Consider the following 17,822-nt stretch of genomic DNA (forward strand, 5'->3'; position numbering starts at 1 on the left):
TTGGTCTACACCTGCGCGCGCTTCACAGGCCGAGGTCGTCCAGCTCCTTGAGCAGCTGTGCCCGCTCGCTCTGCGGGACCTCGGCCGGCGCCGGTACGGGGGCCGCTGCGGCGCCCTTCCGGGCACGGAAGATCCAGGCTCCCGCCAGGCCGCCGACCAGGCCGCCGAGGTGGCCCTGCCAGCTCACGCCCGGTGTCCCGGGGACCGCCGTGGTGAGGATGTACGCGAAGGACGCGCCCATCACGACGCCGATCAGGCTGTCGATCAGGTTCCGGTCGATCAGGCCGCGCAGCACCACGTAGCCGAAGTACCCGTAGATCACGCCGCTCGCTCCGACCGTCACCGACCGGTCGTCCGAGAACAGCCAGACCGCCGCCCCGCTGGTCAGCACCAGCAGCGCGGTCAGCCCGAGGAAGCGCTTGACGCCCCGGTACGCCGCCAGGAAGCCGAACACGAACAGCGGGCCCGAATTTCCCTCCAGGTGCTGCCAGTTGACGTGCAGGAGCGGTGCCGTCAGCAGGTCGGCGAGCTGGTCGGGGCGGCGGGCCAGGATGCCGCCCTCGACGGTGAGCCGGTAGTCGCTCAGCCAGTTGGCCAGCTGCACGGCCCAGATCAGGCAGAGCACGCCGAACATCACGAAGAAGGCACGCCGGGCGTCGGCCACCATCCGGGCCGGGTCGGGCAAGGTGCTGGGCGTGTTGTCGGCTGCCATGACCCCGACTCTACGGGCCCCTCCTAGACTGCGGGAGACGCCCGTCCACCACGAGTGAGGATGCCCCGCGATGAGCCAGCGCCCGCCGCTGCCGTACGAATTCCTGCCGCCCGTACCGTCGTTCGAGCTCACCAGTGCCGACCTGACGGACGGCGACACGCTGCCGGACACCTTCGTCCACGCGGGTGGGAACGAGTCCCCGCAGCTCTCCTGGTCCGGCTTCCCGGCCGGTACCCGGGGCTTCGCGGTGACCTGCTTTGACCCCGACGCGCCCACCGCCAGCGGCTGGTGGCACTGGCTGGCGGTCAACCTCCCCGCCGACACCACCGAACTGCCGCGCGGCGCGGGCGGTTCCGACGCGAGCCTGCCCGGCGCGGCCTTCCACGTCCGCAACGACTCCTCCGGCCACCGCTACGACGGTGCCGCCCCGCCGCCCGGGCCCGCCCACCGGTACGTCTTCGCGGTGCACGCCCTGGACGTCCCGGTGCTGGAGCTGGGCCCGGACACCCCGGCCGCCGTGGTCGGGTTCAACCTCACCTTCCACACCCTCGGCCGGGCGCTGCTCACGGCGGAGTACGCCCGGCCCTGACCGGCCGTCCGGCGGCGGACCTGATGGATCCGGGACGATCCTCCGGGCGCCGTCCGGACCCTCCGTACGGGGACGAAAGCCCTGGTGGCAGCCGGTCCGCCGGGGTCGCAGGGGCGGGTGGGCGAGGCCGGGCGGGTATCGCCGGGCCAGTAAACTGGCGGCATCCACCGCGCAGCCACAGGGAGAACCGAGCCGCCATGTCACTGACCGGGAAGCACATTCTCTCCAGCGACCTCTTCGACCGCGACGAGTTGGAGCGGCTCTTCGAACTGGCCGACCTGCTGGTACCGGTGGCCCGGGGCCGGCAGGTCACCCGGGTGCTCGAAGGGGCCGTCATGGCCAGCCTGTTCTTCGAGGCGAGCACCAGGACCAGGCTGAGCTGCGAGACCGCCTTCCTGCGCCTCGGCGGCGGGGTGACCTCCACCACCGGGATGGAGGTCACCTCGATCGCCAAGGGCGAGACGCTGGCCGACACCAGCCGGGTGGTCAGCGGCTACTGCGACCTGGTGGTGATGCGGCACCCCGAGGTCAGCTCGATCCACGAGTTCGCCGCCGCCACCAACGTCCCGGTGGTCAACGCGGGCAACGGCGCGGGCGAGCACCCGACCCAGGCGCTGCTCGACATGTTCGCCATCCACCGGGAGTTCAACCGCCTCGGCAAGACCCTGGACGGCAGCCGGATCGCCCTGGTCGGCGACCTGCGGCACGGCCGTACCGTGCACTCGCTGGTCAAGCTGCTCTCCCGGTACGAGAACCTGACCATCGTCTGCGTCGCCCCGGACGAGCTGAACATGCCCGCCCACCTGCTGGAACTGGCCGCCGAGCGGGGTCACCGGGTGGAGGAGAGCGACCGGCCGAGCGTGGGTCTCAAGGACGCCGACGTCGTCTACACCACCCGCCTGCAGACCGAGCGCTTCAAGGACCGGCCGCTGCCCTACAGCGACGACTTCCGGGTGGACGCGGCGCTGGCCGACCGGGTGTTCCGGGGTGACGCGGTGATCATGCACCCGCTGCCCCGCGACGGCCGCCCCGGCTCCAACGACCTCAGCCCCGACCTCAACCGCGACCCCCGGCTGGCCATCTTCCGGCAGACCGACGCGGGCATCCCGACCCGGATGGCGCTGTTCGCCTCGGTGCTCGGGGTGGCCGACGAGATTCGCGACTCGCTCCGCCCGGCCCGCTGGTACCGGCCCGAGTACGTCGGGCCCGACGACGCGCCGTTCTACAAGTAGTCCTCCGCCGCCTCCGGAGCCGGCCGGTCCTCGGGATCGGTCGGCTCCGTCGCCTCCATCAGCCGCTCGGCGAGGTCGTCGACCCAGCCCTGGGCCCAGCCGCGCAGGGCGGGCACCCGCTCGGCGGGCAGGCCCAGCGCGGTGAAGCCCCCGTCGTCGATCCAGTCCGCGCCGCTCAGCCTGGCCTGGAGCTCGGTCAGGTCGAGACCGTCCGGGCCTGCGTGGTGCCGACCGAGGGTCTCCAGCTCCGGGTAGGACCAGCGGTCCGAGACGGCGTGCAGATCCACCAGGTTCCGGGGCAGGCCCTGGTCCGCGAGCGCCCGGACCTCCGTCCCGACCAGGTCCTCCAGGGCCAGTACGGGACCGTCCGGGCCCTGCACCGGCCGCTGCCAGAAGGTCTCCTTCCGGAGCTCCACCCCGTACTCCTCGCCCGTCCCCGGCTCGGTCGCCGCCAGCGCCGACACCAGCGGATCACCCACCAGCACCTGCACCGACCAGCCCCGCCGCGCCAGCCCCTCGGCCACCACCCCGGTCAGCTCGGCCAGCGGCTCCGGGCTCTCGGTGGCCAGCTCCACGGTGCGCACCGGGCGCTCCAGCAGGCCGTGCGCCAGAGCGGCACAGTCCCCGCCGAGCACCAGCGGGTAGGGCCGGCCCACGAGGAGCAGATCGGCGAGCAGACGGCGGCCTGGGTCGGAAATCGGTGACATATCGTCAGTATTCCGCACGTACCATGAAGGTACGGAGACGCCATGAACCGTCAACAGGTCGAATCCCGCTGCCTACGCTCCGTCGGCCATCAGGGCACGACGCTGGAGCTGGAGTTCCACCGCGGCTCGGTCTACCGCTACCGCGGCGTTCCGCCGGAGATCCACCACTCACTGCTCGCCGCGCCGAGCCTGGGCCGCTACTTCCACCAGCACATCCGCGACCACTACCCGTACGAGCGGCTCACTTGAGCTTGGCGGCCTTCTCGGCCTTGGCCGCCTGCTTCATCTCCTGCTTGTGCGCCCGAACCTTCACCAGCGAGTCGGGCCCGGTGATGTCCGCCACCGACCGGAAGCTCCCCTCCTCCCCATACGCCCCCGCAGCCTCCCGCCAGCCCTTCGGCCGCACCCCGTACTGCTTGCCCAGCAGCGCCAGGAAGATCTGCGACTTCTGCTTCCCGAACCCCGGCAGCGCCTCCAGCCGCTTCAACAGCTCCGCCCCCGTCGCCACCCCCGCCCAGACCCCCGCCGCGTCGCCGCCGTACTCCGCCACCAGGAACTGGCACAACTGCTGCACCCGCTTCGCCATCGACCCCGGATACCGGTGCACGGCCGGCTTCTCCGACACCAACGAGGCGAACTCCTCGGGGTCGTACGAGGCGATCCGATGCGCATCGAGATCGTCCCCACCGATCCGGTCCAGAATCGTCCGGGGCCCGGTGAACGCCCACTCCATCGGGATCTGCTGATCCAGCAGCATGCCGATCAGCGCCGCCAACGGGCTGCGCGCGAGCAGTTCGTCCGCCGCGTCCTGCTGTGCCAGGTGGATTTCGGTGACCATGAACGCTCCCTCGTGCCGTCCGCTGCGCCCAGCCTAGGCACGACGGACCGTCAGAGCCGCCTCCCACGCCACGGGGAGCTGTTGAGCCGCCGCACCAAGGGAACTCTCCGCCGGGGAAGGTCGGGTACGACTTCGACGAGACGCTTCGCGAAACATTGGGAGTGACCGGGAGGCGCTCGCCCCACGGTTCCTCGCGCAGCTCCATGGTGATGGCTCGCCCTCGGTGCGGAGGCGGGCGTACTCGGTGGCGAGGTCGCTACCCACGAAGGCCAGCATCACGCCGGCTGCGTGCTGGTCCCGGAAGCCTTCCGGCAGCACCTCCAGGCCGCGGCGCAGGAAGATCCGCTCTTCCTGGGGATGCCCCGATCGGTGGACCCGATGGCGCCGTGGCGCGAGCGGGTGACCGCCGTCGCCGAGTCGAACCGGGTGCTGTACCTCGCCCACCCCTGGGTGGCCGCCCTGCCCGCCACCCGACTGCCGCTCGGGCCGGGGTTGATCGCCAAGTACGAGCACGAGCTGAGCGCCTTCGACGGCCTGGGTCTCCCTGACCTGGACGTCGACGCCGCCCTGATCGCCGAGCGGGCCGGGCAGGCCGATCGGGCCGCGCGGGGGTGACCGCCCGTCAGTCCTGGCCGTCGCAGCTGGTGCCGTCGTCCGGGGTGGTGCGCAGGCGGGCGAGTACGGACTTGAGGGTGGCGATCTCGGCCGGGGTGAGGTCGCGGAAGAGGTCGGCCTGGACGGCTTCGACGGTGCGGTGGAGTTCGGTGACCAGGGTGGTGCCACGGGGGGAGATCTCGACGATGTGGCGGCGGCGGTCGGCCGGGTCGCGGCGGCGTTCGGCGAGGCCGTCGCGTTCGAGGTCGTTGAGCAGGGCGACGATCACGCTCTTGTCGACGCCGAGGGTCTCGGTCAGGAAGTGCTGGCCGACCGCGCCCTCGTCCTGAAGCACCATCAGCACATGCCCGTGCCCGGGCTTCAGCCCGTGCTCCGCCATGGCCTTCCTGACCCGCACGCCGACGGAGTGGCCTTGGAAGGCCAGGGTCAGTACGGGAAGCTCCTCCATCACGTCGTCAACCCTACCGGCGGGCAGATTGTCGCACTCCATCAACGGTTGAATGTAATCAACTATCTGATAGCCTCCGCGGTACTCGCCCGCCCACCGCACCCGGAGGCCCGTCGTGTTCGTCGCCTACGTCGTCACCGCAGTCCTGTTCTCCCTGGTCCTGCTGGCTTCGGCCTCGGCCAAGGTGAAGCGCGACGAGAAGGTGGTGGCGAGCTTCACCGAGATCGCGGTGCCGCTCACCTGGCTCCCGCCGCTCGCCGCCTGCGAGGCGGCCGGCGCCCTCGGCCTGCTGGCCGGCATCTGGGCCAGGGCGCTCGCCGTGGCGGCCGCCGTCGGCCTGGTCCTGTACTTCGCCGGGGCAGTCGGCGCGCACCTGCGCAAGGCGGACCTCAAGGGCACGCCTCCGGCTGCGGTGCTGCTGCTGGTCTCGGTGGCCGTGCTGGCGCTGGCGGTCGCGGCGTCCTGAGCGGGGAGCCCGTCCTCGTCAGGTCAGCCGGCCGAGCCGGACCAGGTGACGGTCTTGCGGTTCAGCCCGCCGCCGTAGTGGAACTCGACGTAGAAGGGGTCGGCCCCGCCGTTGGGAAGGGCGTACGCGGACCGGCTGGTGGAATCCTGGCCCGGCGCGACGGAGTTGGCGAGGAACTGCATCCGTCGGCTCCCGTCGATCACCTGGAACATGAGACCGCCCTTGGTGTTCTTGACGAACGGCGATCCCGATCCGTAGAGCGAGAGCTCCTCGGATCCGGTGTTGACGGCGGTGATCCGCACCTCGATGATCTTGGAGTTCGTGGGTATGTCCCCCACGTAGCCGCTCGGGACGTACGGCTCCGGCTTGGCCATCGTGACCTTGAGCCCGTCCTCGTACGTGTAGGACTCGCCGAACGACAGGTGCCGCGCCTTCTCGTCCGCCGCCTTCTTCGCCTGCTCGGCCTCGAGCCGCTCCCGCTCCTTCGCCTGCGCGGCCTCGAACTCCTGCCGCTCCTTCGCCGCCTGCGCGTTCGCGGCTTCGGCGCGAACGCGCGCGGCGTTCTCGTACGCCCGCTGGTCCTCGTTGGCCTGGTGCACCCGGACCGCGACGAACACCCCGGTGCCGGTCGAGACCAGTAGACCGGCCACGCCCAGGAGCACACCCGCGAGTGCCATCGCCCGGTTGGTCGCCCGGCCCTTGCGTACGTTGCTGAGCCCGATGCCACCGAAGATCACCGCGAGCAGGGACGGCAGCCAGGACATCCAGAACAGGATGAGGGTCAGACCGAAGAGCGCGCCGATGATCCCGAGCACCATCGCGGCGATGCCCAGACCGTTGCGGGGTCCCTGCACCGGTGCGGGGTACGGCTGCCAGTACGGCCCGCCCGGGCCCGCGCCCGCCGTCACGGCGGCCCGGTCCTGTACCGGAGCCTCGTCCGGGTTCGGGGCGGCCCACGGGTCGGTGCCGGCCGGGTCCACGGTGGACTGCGGGCTTTCGGCGGACTGGGGGTGCTCGGGCGGGGCAGGCGTGGTCATCCGGAATCCTTCAACACATTAAGACGATGAGCGGCTGGTCGACGTCGACGCCGAAGTCTCTCCTGCTCCTGCGGCGACAGCGAACCGATTTCCACGCAGCAGCCACCTGCCCGGCCCGACGCGGCAGGCTGCAGGAGTGGCACCGACCGGTACCGTCAGGGCTGTTGAGGCGCCGTCAGCCGTACACCGGGGAGTGAGCATGTTCGAAGGCAAGCTGGTGAGGCTGCGGGCGCTGCGCGCCGAGGACGCGGAGTACCACGTCCGCTGGCGCAACGACCCCGAGGTGGTCCGGCTGGCCGCCGCCGGGGACCCGTGCTTCGGGCCGGTCACGGCGCAGGCGGTCGGACTCGGCTTCGACACCATGCTGCGACTGTCACCGCGCGAGTCGGCGGTGTTCACCGTCGAGGACCTGACGGACGGTCGGGTGATCGGCATGGCCGATTACCGCGACCTGGACCCGTGCGGCGGATCCGCCACCCTGGGCGTGACCGTCGGCGAGCGGGAGTACTGGGGCCGGGGCCACGGCTCCGAGGCGCTGGCCCTGGTGGTCGACCATCTGTTCGGCGCGTACGGGCTGCACCGCCTGGAGCTGGACACCTGGAGCGGCAACGAGCGCGCGGTCCGGGCCTTCACCCGGCTCGGGTTCCAGGAGGAGGGCCGCCGCCGGGACGCCGTACTGGTGGCCGGAGAGCGGTACGACCGGCTGCTGTTCGGGCTGCTCCGCAAGGAGTGGGCGCGGCGCGCCTGAGCCGCCCCGGTCGGCCGCCGGGCGGGGCTGCCCAGGCGCGCGGGACCGGTCAGCCCCGGTACGGCGGGGTGATGCCCCAGTCCCAGCGCGGCATCGGGGTCTCGGGCAGCGGCGGCGGGTTGGGGCCCGAGTAGATCAGCGCCATCCGGGTGCCCCACTCCAGGTAGTACGCCAGCACGCCCCGGAACTCCGGATCGGCCGGCAGCCCGACCTGGTCGGCGGTGTCCAGCAGCAGGGCGACCCAGCGGCTGCGCTGCTGCTCGGTGACGCCCCGGCCGAGGTGGCGGGAGGCCATGTGCCGGTGGCCGCCCAGCTCGGTGCTGTAGCGGGCCGGTCCGCCGAAGACCTCGCCGAGCCAGGCCGCGACGTGCTGGGCGTGGTGCGGGTCCATCCCGGCGAACACCGGGGCGAGGACCTCGTCCTCGGCCACCCGCTCGTAGAAGCGGGTGAACAGCCGGTCGAAGGCGGCGGCCCCACCGGCCCACTCGTACAGCGTCGGTGTCGATCCGCCCTTCCCCTCGACGGCGGTCACCTCGTAGTGACGCAGCTCCTCGATCGACTCGACGTACGGCTTGATCTCGGCGAAGAAGGCGGCGAAATGCTCGCCCTTGCGGAAGCCGCCGAGGTGGTCCTCGGCGGAGGTCCAGCGGATCCGCAGGACGTACGCGGCCGGGTCCTCGGTACAGCGAGCGAGCTCGTAATCGACACACTGCTCGGCCGCGCCGAGCGGGCCGGCGGCTCGGAGGTACGCCTGCTCGAAGTCGGCGCGCTGGGGTTCGGCGATCCGGTACCGGACGTATTCGACAATCATGATCTGACTCAACATCAGCATCCTTGCCAGAGCAAGGATTTGACGTGAAGCTGGCTCAGCTCGGCTAACGGGTCATCCGCTCCAGGGTGGTGACGGCGGTGCGGTACTCCTCGGCGGAGATCCCGAGGGTGAAGGCGTGGCGTTCTCGGTGGCCCGCTACCGGACCTTCGAGGTGGCACCCGGATGCGGTGGCCGGCATGACGAAGCGCGACCCGAGAGCCGCCGAGGAGCTGCTCAACGCGGTGGGCCCGGCGTTCGGCAAGCTCCGGCGCTCCTCGCTGCTGGAGGTGGAGAACCCGATCTCCCAGAAGGACCTCAGCCGCACGCTGGTGCTGAACATCCTGCTGGAGGCCGAGCAGGACGAGGGTCGCGAGGTCACCGTCGGCGCGGTGGCCGCCCATCTGAGGGTGTACCCGTCGGTGGCCGGCCGGATGATGTCCGACTGCATCTCGGCCGGCTACCTGATCCGCGCCGCCTCCCGGCAGGACGGCCGCCGGACGGTCCTTCATCTCAGCTCTGGTGGACGGGAGTTGATGGCCCGCTTCCGCCGCCACCAGCGTGCCGCCGTCGAGGCGCTGACCGCCGACTGGTCGGCGGAGGAGCAGCTGGAGCTCGCGCGGCTGATACTCAAGTACGTCGCCGACCAGGACGCCCTGCGGAACCGCTGAGCCGCAGGTGACTCGCGGCAGGTGTTGACTTGACCCAAGTGTGAGTGGTTGAGTACTCACATGCCAACGCAACGACGTCAACTGTCCACCGCCGAGGAGCGCCGCGAGACGGTGCTCCGCACCGCGATCGGCGCCTTCGCCGTCCGGGGGTACTTCGGCACCACCACGATGGAGGTGGCCAAGGCGGCCGGGATCTCGCAGGCGTACGTCTACCGGCTGTTCCCCAACAAGGAGGACCTGTTCGTCGCCGTCGTCGAGCACTGCTTCGTCCGGGTCCGGGGGAGCCTCGAGGTCGGTGCGGCCAACGCCGAAAGTGCTTCGCCCGAGGTGGTGCTCTCCGCGATGGGGGAGGCGTACGCCCGGCTGATCAGCGACAACGACCTGATGCTTGTCCAGATGCACGCCCAGGCGGCCGCCCTCTCCGAGCCGGCCATCCGCGAAGCGGTCCGCGCCGGGTACGCCCGGCTGGTGGAGTACGTCCGGGGGGCCTCGGGCGGCGACGACCGGCAGGTGCAGGAGTTCTTCGCGGTCGGCATGCTGTGCCACCTGCTGGTGTCGATGGACGCCGATGCGCTGGACGCCCCGTGGGCCCGCACGCTCAAGGCCGGCATCAGGCACTTCTAGAAGCCGCCGAGGGTGCGGCTTTTCCGGGCCTCAGGGTGAGTAATCAACCACACTCTCTACTTGCCCGAGCGAGCGCGCAGCCTTCGCGTCCACCGAGTGAGTGAGTGACCACACCTGGAGTTGCCGTGCCCGAGCCCCGATCCACGCCGATCCTCGCCGTCCTGGCCGCCGCACAGTTCGTCGTCGTGCTCAGCACCTCCATCGTCAACGTCGCCCTCCCGGCGATCCGCGACGGCGTCGGCCTCTCGGACGGCGCCATGACCTGGGTGATCAACGCGTACGGCCTGGCCTTCGGCGCCCTGTTGCTGCTCGGCGGCCGGATCGCCGACCTACGGGGACGGCGCCCGGTACTGCTCGCGGGGCTGGCCCTCTTCGCCGCCGCCTCGCTGGCCGCTGCGTCAGCCGGCGGCCCGGGGCAGTTGATCGCGGCCCGTACCGTCCAGGGCGTCGGTGCGGCGGCCATCGCACCGGCCGCGCTCTCGCTGGTCATGCAGGTGTTCCCGCCGGGGCCGGGGCGCGGAAAGGCGCTCGGGGTGTGGGGCGCGGTCTCCGGGGCCGGTGGCGCTGCCGGGGTGCTGCTGAGCGGAGTCCTCACAGCGGCCCTCGGCTGGCGGTCGGTGTTCTACGCCGGTGCGCTGGGCGCCGCGCTGGTGCTGGTCGCGGCGGTCCGCTCCGTCCCCACCTTCGTACCGGCCGGGCGCGGCCTGCGCAGGATCGATGCGGTCGGCGCCGTCACGGTCACGGTGGCACTGGTCGCACTGGTCAATGCACTGACCCTGGCCGGCCGCTCAGGATGGACGGATCCCCGGGTGGCCGCCAGCGGTGCGGTCACGGCCGTCCTGCTGGCAGTCTTCGTCCGTACGGAGCGCCGCCATCCCGCCCCGCTCCTGCCGCCGAGCCTGCTGCGCACCGGCTCGGTCGCCGCCGCAAATCTGCTCATGGGCCTGCTCGGCGCGGTCTGGATCGGCCTCTTCTTCTTCCTGCCGCTCTATCAGCAGCAGGTCCTCGGTGACGGCCCGTTGCAGGCGGGGCTGTCCCAACTGCCGCTCGCGGCAGCCAACATCGTCGGTTCGTCGCTGGCCCCACGGCTCGCCCGCCGGTTCGGTCCCGTTCCGACGCTCGCCGGGGCCCTGGTGCTGCTGGCCGCCGGGTTGGCCTGGCTGTCCGGACTCTCCGCGACCGGCAGCTTCGCCACCGATGTGCTCGGGCCGACCCTGGTCATCGGGCTGGCTCTCGGAGTCGCCTTCGTCCAGCTCACCGCAGCCGCAGTCGCCCGAGTGCCGGGAGCCGACGCCGGGCTCGCCAGCGGCCTGGTCAACACCACCCGGCAGGTCGGCGGCGCCGTGGGACTGGCCGTGCTCGCCAGCCTCGCGGCCTCCCGGACGGCGGCGTCGGGCCTCGGTCATCCGCACCTCGTGGCCCTCACGGCGGGCTACCGGTCCGCCTTCCTGGCCTCCGCCGGAGTCGCCGTGCTCGCCGCCGCGCTGACCCCGCTCCTGACCCGCCGACCGTCCAGCGAACACCAAGCAGCCTCCACCGCGCAGCAGTTCACCCCGTCCATCCAGGAGAACCGATCATGAACTCGACCCCCACCGCCACCCTGGAGCCGATCCAGGCCATCGACTCCGACGCCCCGGCCGTCGTCCGGCTCGCGATCACCATCAACGCCCCGCTCGCGGAGGTCTGGGCCCTGCACACGGACATCGCAGGCTGGCCCAGCTGGAACCCGGACGTGGAGAGCGCGCAGCTGGACGGCCCGCTCGTCCCCGGAGCCACGTTCCACTGGCTCACCCACGGGCTCGACATCGACTTGACCGTCCACCAGCTCGTCCCGGGGCGGCGGATCGTCTGGGGCGGCCCCGCGCACGGGATCGACGGCGTGCACGCCTGGGCCTTCCGGGAGGAGGGCGGCGTCGTGACCGTACGCACCGACGAGTCCTGGAGCGGGGCGCCCGTACTGGCCCAGCCGGACGAGCTGCGCGCAGCCCTCGAGAGCTCGCTGCAGCACTGGTTGCTGCGCCTCAAGATCCGGGCCGAAGCCGGCCGCTGACCGTACTGCCGCAGGCAACAACTCACCTACCAGAGATGCGGATTCGACCATGAACAAGCCCTACCTGACCGGCCACTACACTCCCGTCGCCGACGAGCTCTCCGCCACCGGGCTGACCGTCGAGGGCAGCCTGCCGCCCGAGTTGACCGGCCGGCTGATCCGCAACAGCCACAACCCGAAGCCCGGTGTCACCCCGACCCACTGGTTCAAGGGCAGCGGCATGGTGCACGGCATCCGGATCCGCGACGGCCGGGCCGAGTGGTACCGCAACCGTTGGGTGCACACCCCGGCGCTGGACGGGGCGCCGTACCTCACCGAACAGGGCCCGGACCTGACCGCCAGCACGGCCGGGACGCACGTGATCGAACACGGCGGGCGTCTGCTGGCCCTCTGCGAGGCGAACCTGCCGTTCGAGCTTACGGCCGACCTGGAGACGGTCGGCGCCTACGACTTCGGTGGCAAGCTCACCTCGGCGATGACCGCGCATCCCAAGGAGGACCCGGTCACCGGCGAACTGCACTTCTTCTCCTCCTCGCCGTTCCCGCCGTACCTGATCCACCATGTGGCCGCCGCGAGCGGCGAGTTGCTGCACAGCCAGGAGGTCCCGGGCGCCAGCGCCGCGTTGAAGCACGACTTCGCCATCACCGAGCACCACGTGGTCTTCCTGGAGGGCTCGGTCACCTTCGACCACAGCGAGCATTCCGGCATCCCGTACGGCTGGAGCGACGCCCAGCAGTCCCGGATCGGCATTATGCCGCGCGCCAACGGCGGTGCGGCCAGGGTCCGTTGGTTCGAGATCGGCCAGGGCTACGCGATGCATCTCGCCAACGCGTACGAGGACCGGCAGGGCCGGATCGTGATCGAGGGGCCGTCCGTGGGCCGGGCCGGCTGGCAGCGCTCCTGGAACTGGTGGGTCGGTGCGCCGGATCGCGGAGCCGAGCCCAACTCAGGCTCCCGCAGCGGCCGTTGGACGGTCGATCTGGCGGCCGGTACGGTCCGCGAGGAGTTCACCGACGATTTGACGGTGGAGTTCCCGACCATCAACGAGGAGTACCTCGGCCGGGAGCACCGCTACCAGTACGCGCTCTCCTTCCCGGACGACCAGGGGATCGGCAACCACGCCCTGGTCAAGTACGACCGCGCGACCGGCGCCCGGCAGCTGCGGCCGCTCGGGGTGGGTCAACTGCCCAGCGAAGCGGTGTTCGTCCCGGCCGCCGCGGCCACCGACGAGGACGCGGGCTACCTGCTCACCGTGGTCAGCGACCTGAACGCGGACGCCTCCCGCCTGCTGGTGCTGGACGCCTCCGACCTCGCCCTGCCGCCGGTGGCCACCGTCCACCTGCCGCGCCGGGTGCCCGCGATGATCCACGGTTCCTGGATTCCGGACTCCGCGCTGAACGGCTGACCGGACCCGCCCCCGGTCGGCCGCAGCGAGCGGCGCAAGCGGGTGAACGGCTCGTCGGGACGTTCGGTCACCGACCTCTCCACGGTATGTCTGCCCGCACTGAGTATCCGTCAGGGAGCGGGCGCACGCCCCGGAACAGGTGGGTTCATGATCCTTCGAAGTTGGCGCACGGTGGCCACTGCCCTCACCACGGCGGTGGCCACGGCCATGACGGTCGGCGCGGCGGCCCCGCCACCCGAGTGGTACGACGAACTCGGACCCGAGATCGCCGCGATCATGAGCAAACCGGCCTACCAGCACGCCCAGTGGGGCCTGCTGGAGATCGACGAGGCCACCGGGCGGGTGGTCCACTCGCGGTACGCCGACCAGTTCTTCATCCCCGGCTCGACGGCCAAGCTGGTCAGCGTCTCGGGCGCCTGGCACACCCTTGGGGGCGACCACCGGTTCACCACGCCGGTGCAGGCCGTCGGCGACCGCGACGGCACGGCCCTGAACGGCTCGCTGGTCCTGATCGCGCAGGGCGACCTCACGATGGGCGGCCGGACCAAGCCGGACGGCACCGTCGACTTCACCTCCCTCGACCACACCTACGCGAACGACGTCCCCGGCGCCACCCTCACCCCTGAGGACCCGCTCGCCGGCCTGGACGGGATCGCCCGCCAGGTACGCGAGTCCGGCCTCACCGAGATCCGGGGGGACGTCGCCGTCGACGCGCGCCTCTTCGCCGTCGACCCCGAGCTCGACCCGAGCCCGGACCCGCTGATCATCAACGACAACGTCATCGACCTGCTGACCACCCCGGCCGCCGCCGGGCAGCCCGCCCAGCTCACCTGGCGGCCCCAGGTCGCGCCGTACCAGGTGGAGTCGACCGTGCAGACGGTCGCTCCGGGTGGGACGACTGACATCGCGGTCACCGCCTCGCCGGACGGCACCCACATCACCCTCTCCGGCACCATCGCGGCCGACGCACCGCCGGCCCTGCGGATCTCGCACGTCAAGGACCCCTCGGCGTTCGGTCGGACGGCGCTGATCGAGGCGCTGGCCCGCGCGGGTGTCACCGTCACCGCGCCGCCGACCGGACCGAACCCGGTCGGTGCCCTGCCCGCCTCGTACGACGGCACCCAGCGGGTTGGCGCGTACGTCTCCCCGGTCTTCTCCCAGTACGCCAGGCTGATCCTGAAGGTCAGTCACAACCTGGGGGCCAACCTGGCCGTCTGCCTGATGGCCGTCAGCGCGGGCAGCCACCAGTGCGCCGACGGTTTCCCGGTGCTCACCGGGTTCCTCCGCCAGGCCGGGATCGACCCGACCCAGGTGCAGCTGCTCGACGGCCGCGGCGGAAACCCCGTCGACCGGGTCACACCCCGGGTCGAGAACGAGATCCTGCACTACTGGCAGGGCACGCCGGACGCCGACCTGTTCCGCGAGGCACAGCCGATCCTGGGCGTGGACGGCTCGCTGGCCACCGCGTGCGCGGGCTGTCCCACCTGTCCGGGCAAGGGCAAGGTGTGGGCCAAACCCGGCTCCGTCATCGGGTACGACGCGGTCAACCAGCGCCTGGCCGTCGGCGGCGAGACCCTGGGTGGCTACCTGGACGCGGGCAACGGGCGGCTGCACACCTTCTACCTGGCCGTGACGGGCGCCTCCACGCCCGACATCAGCGGCTTCCTCGACGTCGTCAACGACCTCTCCCGGATCTCGGGCCTGCTCCAGGAGCAGGCGGCGGCCTGATCCGCTCCGCACGTCGAAGGCCCCGACCGTCGCGCGGTCGGGGCCTTCGCGGTGCTCAGGCGGGAAGGTCGTCCACGCCGACGACGACAACGCCGAACAGGTCGGCGATGGTGGTCAGAGCGGCGGCCTGGAGCACGGACGCGGGCAGGACGGTGCCGTCCGGGCCGGGCAGCGCCCGGGTGGCGGTGGCCTCGGCGACGACGGTCGGCCGGTACCCGAGGTTGAAGGCGCCCTGGGCGGTGCAGCTGACGCGCATGTGGGTCATGAACCCGGCCAGTACCCGGCCCGCCCCGCCGTCTCCCGGTTGGCCAACGCGAACACCTCGGCCGGACCGGTCACGTCGAGCAGATCGACGTCGGGGAAGACCGCGATGACGACGCGGTGGGGAGTGGGCATGACTCCATCGTGGTCGCGACCGCCGACGGCCGCAATGACGCTTCTCCGTCACATCCGGACACGCGTCCGCCCTCAGTCGCTCGTGCCGTCCGGGAGCGTCGGCGCGACGAGCCGATCGTGTGCCGCCGCCGTGCGCAGCTGCCTGAGCGTCCAGCCCCGGCCCGCAGGGTCGAGGGAGCGGGTGGCGCCGGTGAACAGCTCTGCGGCGCGCCGGTAGGACAGGCGGCCGCGGCCGCTGTACGGGCACAGGTCGCCGCTGGGGGTACGGGCCGGCGCGCGCCGGTCGGTGAGGAAGAGGGGGCCGTCCGCGCGGCCGACCACGAGGAGCGGCAGCAGCCGGGCGGCTCCGGCCCTCCAGTGCAGGGACGGCGTGTCAGCGGGATGCCGGCTCCGCCGGTGAAGCAGGTCGAGGTGGTCGACATCCAGGGCGAGCACCCGCTCGACGGTGGCGCCGGTCTCGTACAGCAGCCGCCAGGTGACCTGCTCCCGCAGCGGCACGCGCAGACGGAACACGCTCTGGAGGTCGGCCGCGGTCAGCGGCGTCGGCCCGTTGGCGGGCAGGGCCTGCGGCCGGACGCCTGCCAGCGGGTCCGTCCGGATCCAGCCCTGGGCCCGCCACCAGGAGACGGCGCTGCGCAGGATGGACAGCTCGCGGTTCAAGGTTCGTACGTCGCTCTCGGCCGCTCGCCGGGTGAGCGCCTGCCCCAGGCGAGGGGCGCATCGCGAGCTGTCGAGGAGCGCCAGCGGGAGGACCGGTGGCTGCGCGCGGCGCCGCTCACGGCCGGTGGGGACGGGCCGGTCCGCCAGCGGCCACGCCCAGGTGGTCAGGGCGATCCGATAGATCCGGCGAGAGCCCGGACCGAGGCCGCCGGCGGCGGCGAGGTAGCGCTCGACGGCGACGGTGTACTCCACCGGTTCCACCGGCTCGCGCTCGGTTGCTGTCATGGTGCGAGGCCCTTCCACTTGCCGCCGCAGTAAATCACTGCTCCGAGTACACCAGGAATCCAGTCTCGCCGGAAGGTTATCGCTGTAAAGCAGCTATCTGCAGGCCTATTTACTGCGGCAAACAAATGCTCGCCCACACTGCTTCGATTCGGCTCAAGTTTTTCCCGGAATCATCTTGTGGAGGATTCCCCGCCGAAGGCAGACTTGCCGCCCATGGCAATCGATTCACGGGAATCAGAACCGGCTGCGCCCGGGCTGAGGCATCGTCTGGCTGTCCTGTCGGAGCCTGACTTCCGCCGGTTCTTCATCGGGTACACGGCCTCGCTTTTCGGCTCGTCGATGGCGCCGGTGGCGGTGGCCTTCGCGGTGCTCGACGGAGGCGGGAGCGGGACCGAACTGGGCTGGGTGATGGCGGCCAGGATTCTGCCGATCGTGCTCGTTCTGCTCGTCGGCGGAGTCTTCGCCGACCGTCTGGGCAGCAGAAGCGTGATGCTGATGTCGGAACTCCTCCGCGGCGGTGTGCAGGCAGTGTTCGCGGTCGCCCTGATGTGCGGGCGTCCGCCGCTGTGGGTGCTGGTCGTGCTCGTGACGGTCTGGGGTGTCGGGGAGGGGTTCTTCCTCCCGGCGCAGGGAGCGCTCGTGCCGGATCTCGTGCGGCAGAAGCAGCTCCTGTCCGAAGCCAACGCCCTCCTGGGCCTGGCCAGATCTGTCACGACCGTCGCGGGCCCGGCCGTCGCGGGGATCGTCACGGCGACGCTCGGGCCCGCCACCGTGCTCCTGGTCGACGCCGCCACCTACGCCGTCGGCGCCGCGGCTCTCGCCCGGCTGTCACTGCCCCCACGGGCGGCAGACGCCGAGGCAGGGTCGCTCCTGGCAGACCTCCGGCAGGGCTGGTCCGCATTCCGATCACTGACCTGGCTGTGGGTCACGACGCTCCAGATGGGGCTGTTCAATCTCCTGGTCTGGGCACCGTTCCTGGTCCTCGGCCCGCTCACTGCGCAGCAGCGGCTCGGCGGGGCGCGGGCGTGGGGTCTGATCATGGCCGTGTACGGTGCCGGTGCCCTCCTGGCCGGGACGGCCATGCTGGGCCGCCGCCCTCGACGCCCTCTCGTCGTCGCGACCGTCGCCGCCCTCGGCTGGGCGCTGCCCTCGGCTTCGCTCGCCGCGGATGCGCCGCTGCCCCTCACGGTCCTCGCCGCGCTGTTCGCCGGCGCCGGCTCCGCCGTCTGCGGAACCCTCTACGCCACCGCCACGCAGCAGCACGTACCGCCCGACGTCCTGGCCCGCGTCACTTCCTTCGGCGCCCTGGGCGCTTTCGCCCTCGGCCCGCTCGGCCTGGCCGCAGCCGGACCGATCGCAGACCGCCTGGGCACCTCCGCAGTGCTGGCCGCCGGCGCACTGTGGCAACTGGGTGCCGTAGCCGCCACCGTGGCCGTGCCCGCCGTACGCGCGCTGGGGTCAGCGGTGCCGGCGCGCCGGGGAGGCTGAGAGCCCGCTCGACCGAGGTGGGCCGGAGAAGCAGGAAGGTGCCTGGCCGGAGCAGCTCCAGCCGGGCACCTTTCCTGCCGCAGGTGTCTGCGGCCCGTCTCAGCGGTCGAACAGGCCCTTGGCCTTGTCAATGCCCTCCTGGACCTTGTCCTTTGCCTTGTCGCCGGCCTGCTTCACCTTGGACTCGGCCTGGTCGCCCTGGCCCTCGCCCTTGAGCCGGTCGTCCCCGGTCATGTCGCCGGTGGTCTCCTTCGCCTTGCCGACGAATTCCTGGCCCTTGTGCTTCATCTTGTCGGACGGAGTGCTCATCGCTCT

22 protein-coding genes and 2 pseudogenes are annotated in these 17,822 nt (G+C 71.6%); 13 read left to right on the plus strand and 11 right to left on the minus strand.

Going from position 1 to position 17,822, the window contains the following annotated elements; all coding sequences use genetic code 11:
- Positions 1-22: 22 nt before the first annotated feature.
- Complete coding sequence (locus ACKUU6_RS17145; protein WP_407989427.1) at positions 23-712, minus strand: rhomboid family intramembrane serine protease; 690 nt, start codon at positions 710-712, stop codon at positions 23-25.
- Positions 713-782: 70 nt separating this feature from the next.
- Between ACKUU6_RS17145 and ACKUU6_RS17150 the strand changes: the two genes are divergently transcribed.
- Positions 783-1,301, plus strand: coding sequence for a YbhB/YbcL family Raf kinase inhibitor-like protein (locus tag ACKUU6_RS17150; protein ID WP_407989428.1), 519 nt, complete (start codon positions 783-785; stop codon positions 1,299-1,301).
- Between the two features lie 197 nt (positions 1,302-1,498).
- On the plus strand, positions 1,499-2,533 hold the full coding sequence (gene pyrB / locus ACKUU6_RS17155) for an aspartate carbamoyltransferase (RefSeq protein WP_407989429.1): 1,035 nt from the start codon (positions 1,499-1,501) through the stop codon (positions 2,531-2,533).
- Here pyrB and ACKUU6_RS17160 read toward each other — a convergent pair.
- On the minus strand, positions 2,524-3,240 hold the full coding sequence (locus tag ACKUU6_RS17160) for a hypothetical protein (RefSeq protein WP_407989431.1): 717 nt from the start codon (positions 3,238-3,240) through the stop codon (positions 2,524-2,526). The two genes, pyrB and ACKUU6_RS17160, sit on opposite strands and share 10 nt — an antisense overlap.
- Positions 3,241-3,282: 42 nt before the next feature.
- Between ACKUU6_RS17160 and ACKUU6_RS17165 the strand changes: the two genes are divergently transcribed.
- Positions 3,283-3,489: a KTSC domain-containing protein gene (locus tag ACKUU6_RS17165; protein ID WP_407989432.1), complete on the plus strand. Its 207-nt coding sequence runs from the start codon at positions 3,283-3,285 to the stop codon at positions 3,487-3,489.
- Here ACKUU6_RS17165 and ACKUU6_RS17170 read toward each other — a convergent pair.
- Complete coding sequence (locus ACKUU6_RS17170; RefSeq protein ID WP_407989433.1) at positions 3,482-4,078, minus strand: HhH-GPD-type base excision DNA repair protein; 597 nt, start codon at positions 4,076-4,078, stop codon at positions 3,482-3,484. The genes ACKUU6_RS17165 and ACKUU6_RS17170 overlap by 8 nt on opposite strands.
- 288 nt (positions 4,079-4,366) lie before the next feature.
- On the opposite strand from ACKUU6_RS17170, the gene ACKUU6_RS17175 reads away from it, so the two are divergent.
- The gene (locus ACKUU6_RS17175; protein ID WP_407989434.1) at positions 4,367-4,693 is read left to right on the plus strand and encodes a TetR/AcrR family transcriptional regulator C-terminal domain-containing protein; all 327 of its coding nucleotides are present in this window, start codon (positions 4,367-4,369) and stop codon (positions 4,691-4,693) included.
- Between the two features lie 7 nt (positions 4,694-4,700).
- On the opposite strand, the gene ACKUU6_RS17180 is transcribed toward ACKUU6_RS17175, so the two are convergent.
- Positions 4,701-5,141, minus strand: a complete 441-nt coding sequence (locus ACKUU6_RS17180) for a MarR family winged helix-turn-helix transcriptional regulator (protein WP_407989436.1) — start codon at positions 5,139-5,141, stop codon at positions 4,701-4,703.
- Between the two features lie 115 nt (positions 5,142-5,256).
- On the opposite strand from ACKUU6_RS17180, the gene ACKUU6_RS17185 reads away from it, so the two are divergent.
- Positions 5,257-5,607 (plus strand): DoxX family protein, encoded by a 351-nt coding sequence (locus ACKUU6_RS17185; protein WP_407989437.1) that lies wholly within the window; start codon positions 5,257-5,259, stop codon positions 5,605-5,607.
- Positions 5,608-5,630: 23 nt separating this feature from the next.
- Here ACKUU6_RS17185 and ACKUU6_RS17190 read toward each other — a convergent pair whose 3' ends face one another.
- Positions 5,631-6,644: a DUF4190 domain-containing protein gene (locus tag ACKUU6_RS17190; RefSeq protein ID WP_407989439.1), complete on the minus strand. Its 1,014-nt coding sequence runs from the start codon at positions 6,642-6,644 to the stop codon at positions 5,631-5,633.
- A 199-nt stretch (positions 6,645-6,843) separates the two neighbouring features.
- Between ACKUU6_RS17190 and ACKUU6_RS17195 the strand changes: the two genes are divergently transcribed.
- Positions 6,844-7,392 (plus strand): GNAT family N-acetyltransferase, encoded by a 549-nt coding sequence (locus ACKUU6_RS17195; protein WP_407989440.1) that lies wholly within the window; start codon positions 6,844-6,846, stop codon positions 7,390-7,392.
- A 49-nt stretch (positions 7,393-7,441) separates the two neighbouring features.
- Here ACKUU6_RS17195 and ACKUU6_RS17200 read toward each other — a convergent pair whose 3' ends face one another.
- A complete protein-coding gene (locus ACKUU6_RS17200; RefSeq protein WP_407989441.1) occupies positions 7,442-8,203 on the minus strand; it encodes a group II truncated hemoglobin in 762 nt (253 codons plus the stop codon).
- Between the two features lie 64 nt (positions 8,204-8,267).
- Positions 8,268-8,402, minus strand: a complete 135-nt coding sequence (locus ACKUU6_RS17205; RefSeq protein WP_407989442.1) for a hypothetical protein — start codon at positions 8,400-8,402, stop codon at positions 8,268-8,270.
- On the opposite strand from ACKUU6_RS17205, the gene ACKUU6_RS17210 reads away from it, so the two are divergent.
- From ACKUU6_RS17210 to dacB, 6 genes are all read left to right on the plus strand, one after another.
- Positions 8,401-8,871: a MarR family winged helix-turn-helix transcriptional regulator gene (locus ACKUU6_RS17210; protein ID WP_407989444.1), complete on the plus strand. Its 471-nt coding sequence runs from the start codon at positions 8,401-8,403 to the stop codon at positions 8,869-8,871. The two genes, ACKUU6_RS17205 and ACKUU6_RS17210, sit on opposite strands and share 2 nt — an antisense overlap.
- Positions 8,872-8,931: 60 nt before the next feature.
- Positions 8,932-9,495 (plus strand): TetR/AcrR family transcriptional regulator, encoded by a 564-nt coding sequence (locus ACKUU6_RS17215; protein WP_407989446.1) that lies wholly within the window; start codon positions 8,932-8,934, stop codon positions 9,493-9,495.
- Between the two features lie 125 nt (positions 9,496-9,620).
- Positions 9,621-11,075 carry an MFS transporter gene (locus tag ACKUU6_RS17220; RefSeq protein ID WP_407989447.1) on the plus strand — a complete coding sequence of 485 codons (1,455 nt, stop codon included), beginning with the start codon at positions 9,621-9,623 and terminating at the stop codon, positions 11,073-11,075.
- Positions 11,072-11,545: an SRPBCC family protein gene (locus tag ACKUU6_RS17225; RefSeq protein ID WP_407989449.1), complete on the plus strand. Its 474-nt coding sequence runs from the start codon at positions 11,072-11,074 to the stop codon at positions 11,543-11,545. The genes ACKUU6_RS17220 and ACKUU6_RS17225 overlap by 4 nt, the downstream gene beginning before the upstream one ends.
- A 49-nt stretch (positions 11,546-11,594) precedes the next feature.
- On the plus strand, positions 11,595-12,950 hold the full coding sequence (locus tag ACKUU6_RS17230) for a carotenoid oxygenase family protein (protein ID WP_407989451.1): 1,356 nt from the start codon (positions 11,595-11,597) through the stop codon (positions 12,948-12,950).
- A gap of 147 nt (positions 12,951-13,097) precedes the next feature.
- On the plus strand, positions 13,098-14,678 hold the full coding sequence (dacB, locus tag ACKUU6_RS17235) for a D-alanyl-D-alanine carboxypeptidase/D-alanyl-D-alanine-endopeptidase (protein ID WP_407989452.1): 1,581 nt from the start codon (positions 13,098-13,100) through the stop codon (positions 14,676-14,678).
- Positions 14,679-14,733: 55 nt separating this feature from the next.
- Here the strand turns inward: dacB and ACKUU6_RS17240 are convergent.
- The 3 genes and pseudogenes from ACKUU6_RS17240 to ACKUU6_RS17250 all read right to left on the minus strand — a co-directional run.
- Positions 14,734-14,970, minus strand: a pseudogene (locus tag ACKUU6_RS17240) (isochorismatase family protein); the annotation flags it as partial.
- Positions 14,955-15,074: pseudogene (locus ACKUU6_RS17245) on the minus strand (AraC family transcriptional regulator); the annotation flags it as partial. The pseudogenes ACKUU6_RS17245 and ACKUU6_RS17240, both read right to left, overlap by 16 nt.
- Positions 15,075-15,146: 72 nt before the next feature.
- Positions 15,147-16,019 (minus strand): hypothetical protein, encoded by an 873-nt coding sequence (locus ACKUU6_RS17250; protein ID WP_407989454.1) that lies wholly within the window; start codon positions 16,017-16,019, stop codon positions 15,147-15,149.
- Positions 16,020-16,196: 177 nt separating this feature from the next.
- On the opposite strand from ACKUU6_RS17250, the gene ACKUU6_RS17255 reads away from it, so the two are divergent.
- Positions 16,197-17,507 carry an MFS transporter gene (locus ACKUU6_RS17255; protein ID WP_407989456.1) on the plus strand — a complete coding sequence of 437 codons (1,311 nt, stop codon included), beginning with the start codon at positions 16,197-16,199 and terminating at the stop codon, positions 17,505-17,507.
- Between the two features lie 99 nt (positions 17,508-17,606).
- Here the strand turns inward: ACKUU6_RS17255 and ACKUU6_RS17260 are convergent, their stop codons facing one another.
- Complete coding sequence (locus ACKUU6_RS17260; protein ID WP_407989457.1) at positions 17,607-17,816, minus strand: CsbD family protein; 210 nt, start codon at positions 17,814-17,816, stop codon at positions 17,607-17,609.
- Between the last annotated feature and the right edge of the window lie 6 nt (positions 17,817-17,822).

Origin of the sequence: Kitasatospora sp. CMC57 (assembly GCF_045866025.2) — a bacterium.
Lineage (GTDB): Bacteria > Actinomycetota > Actinomycetes > Streptomycetales > Streptomycetaceae > Kitasatospora.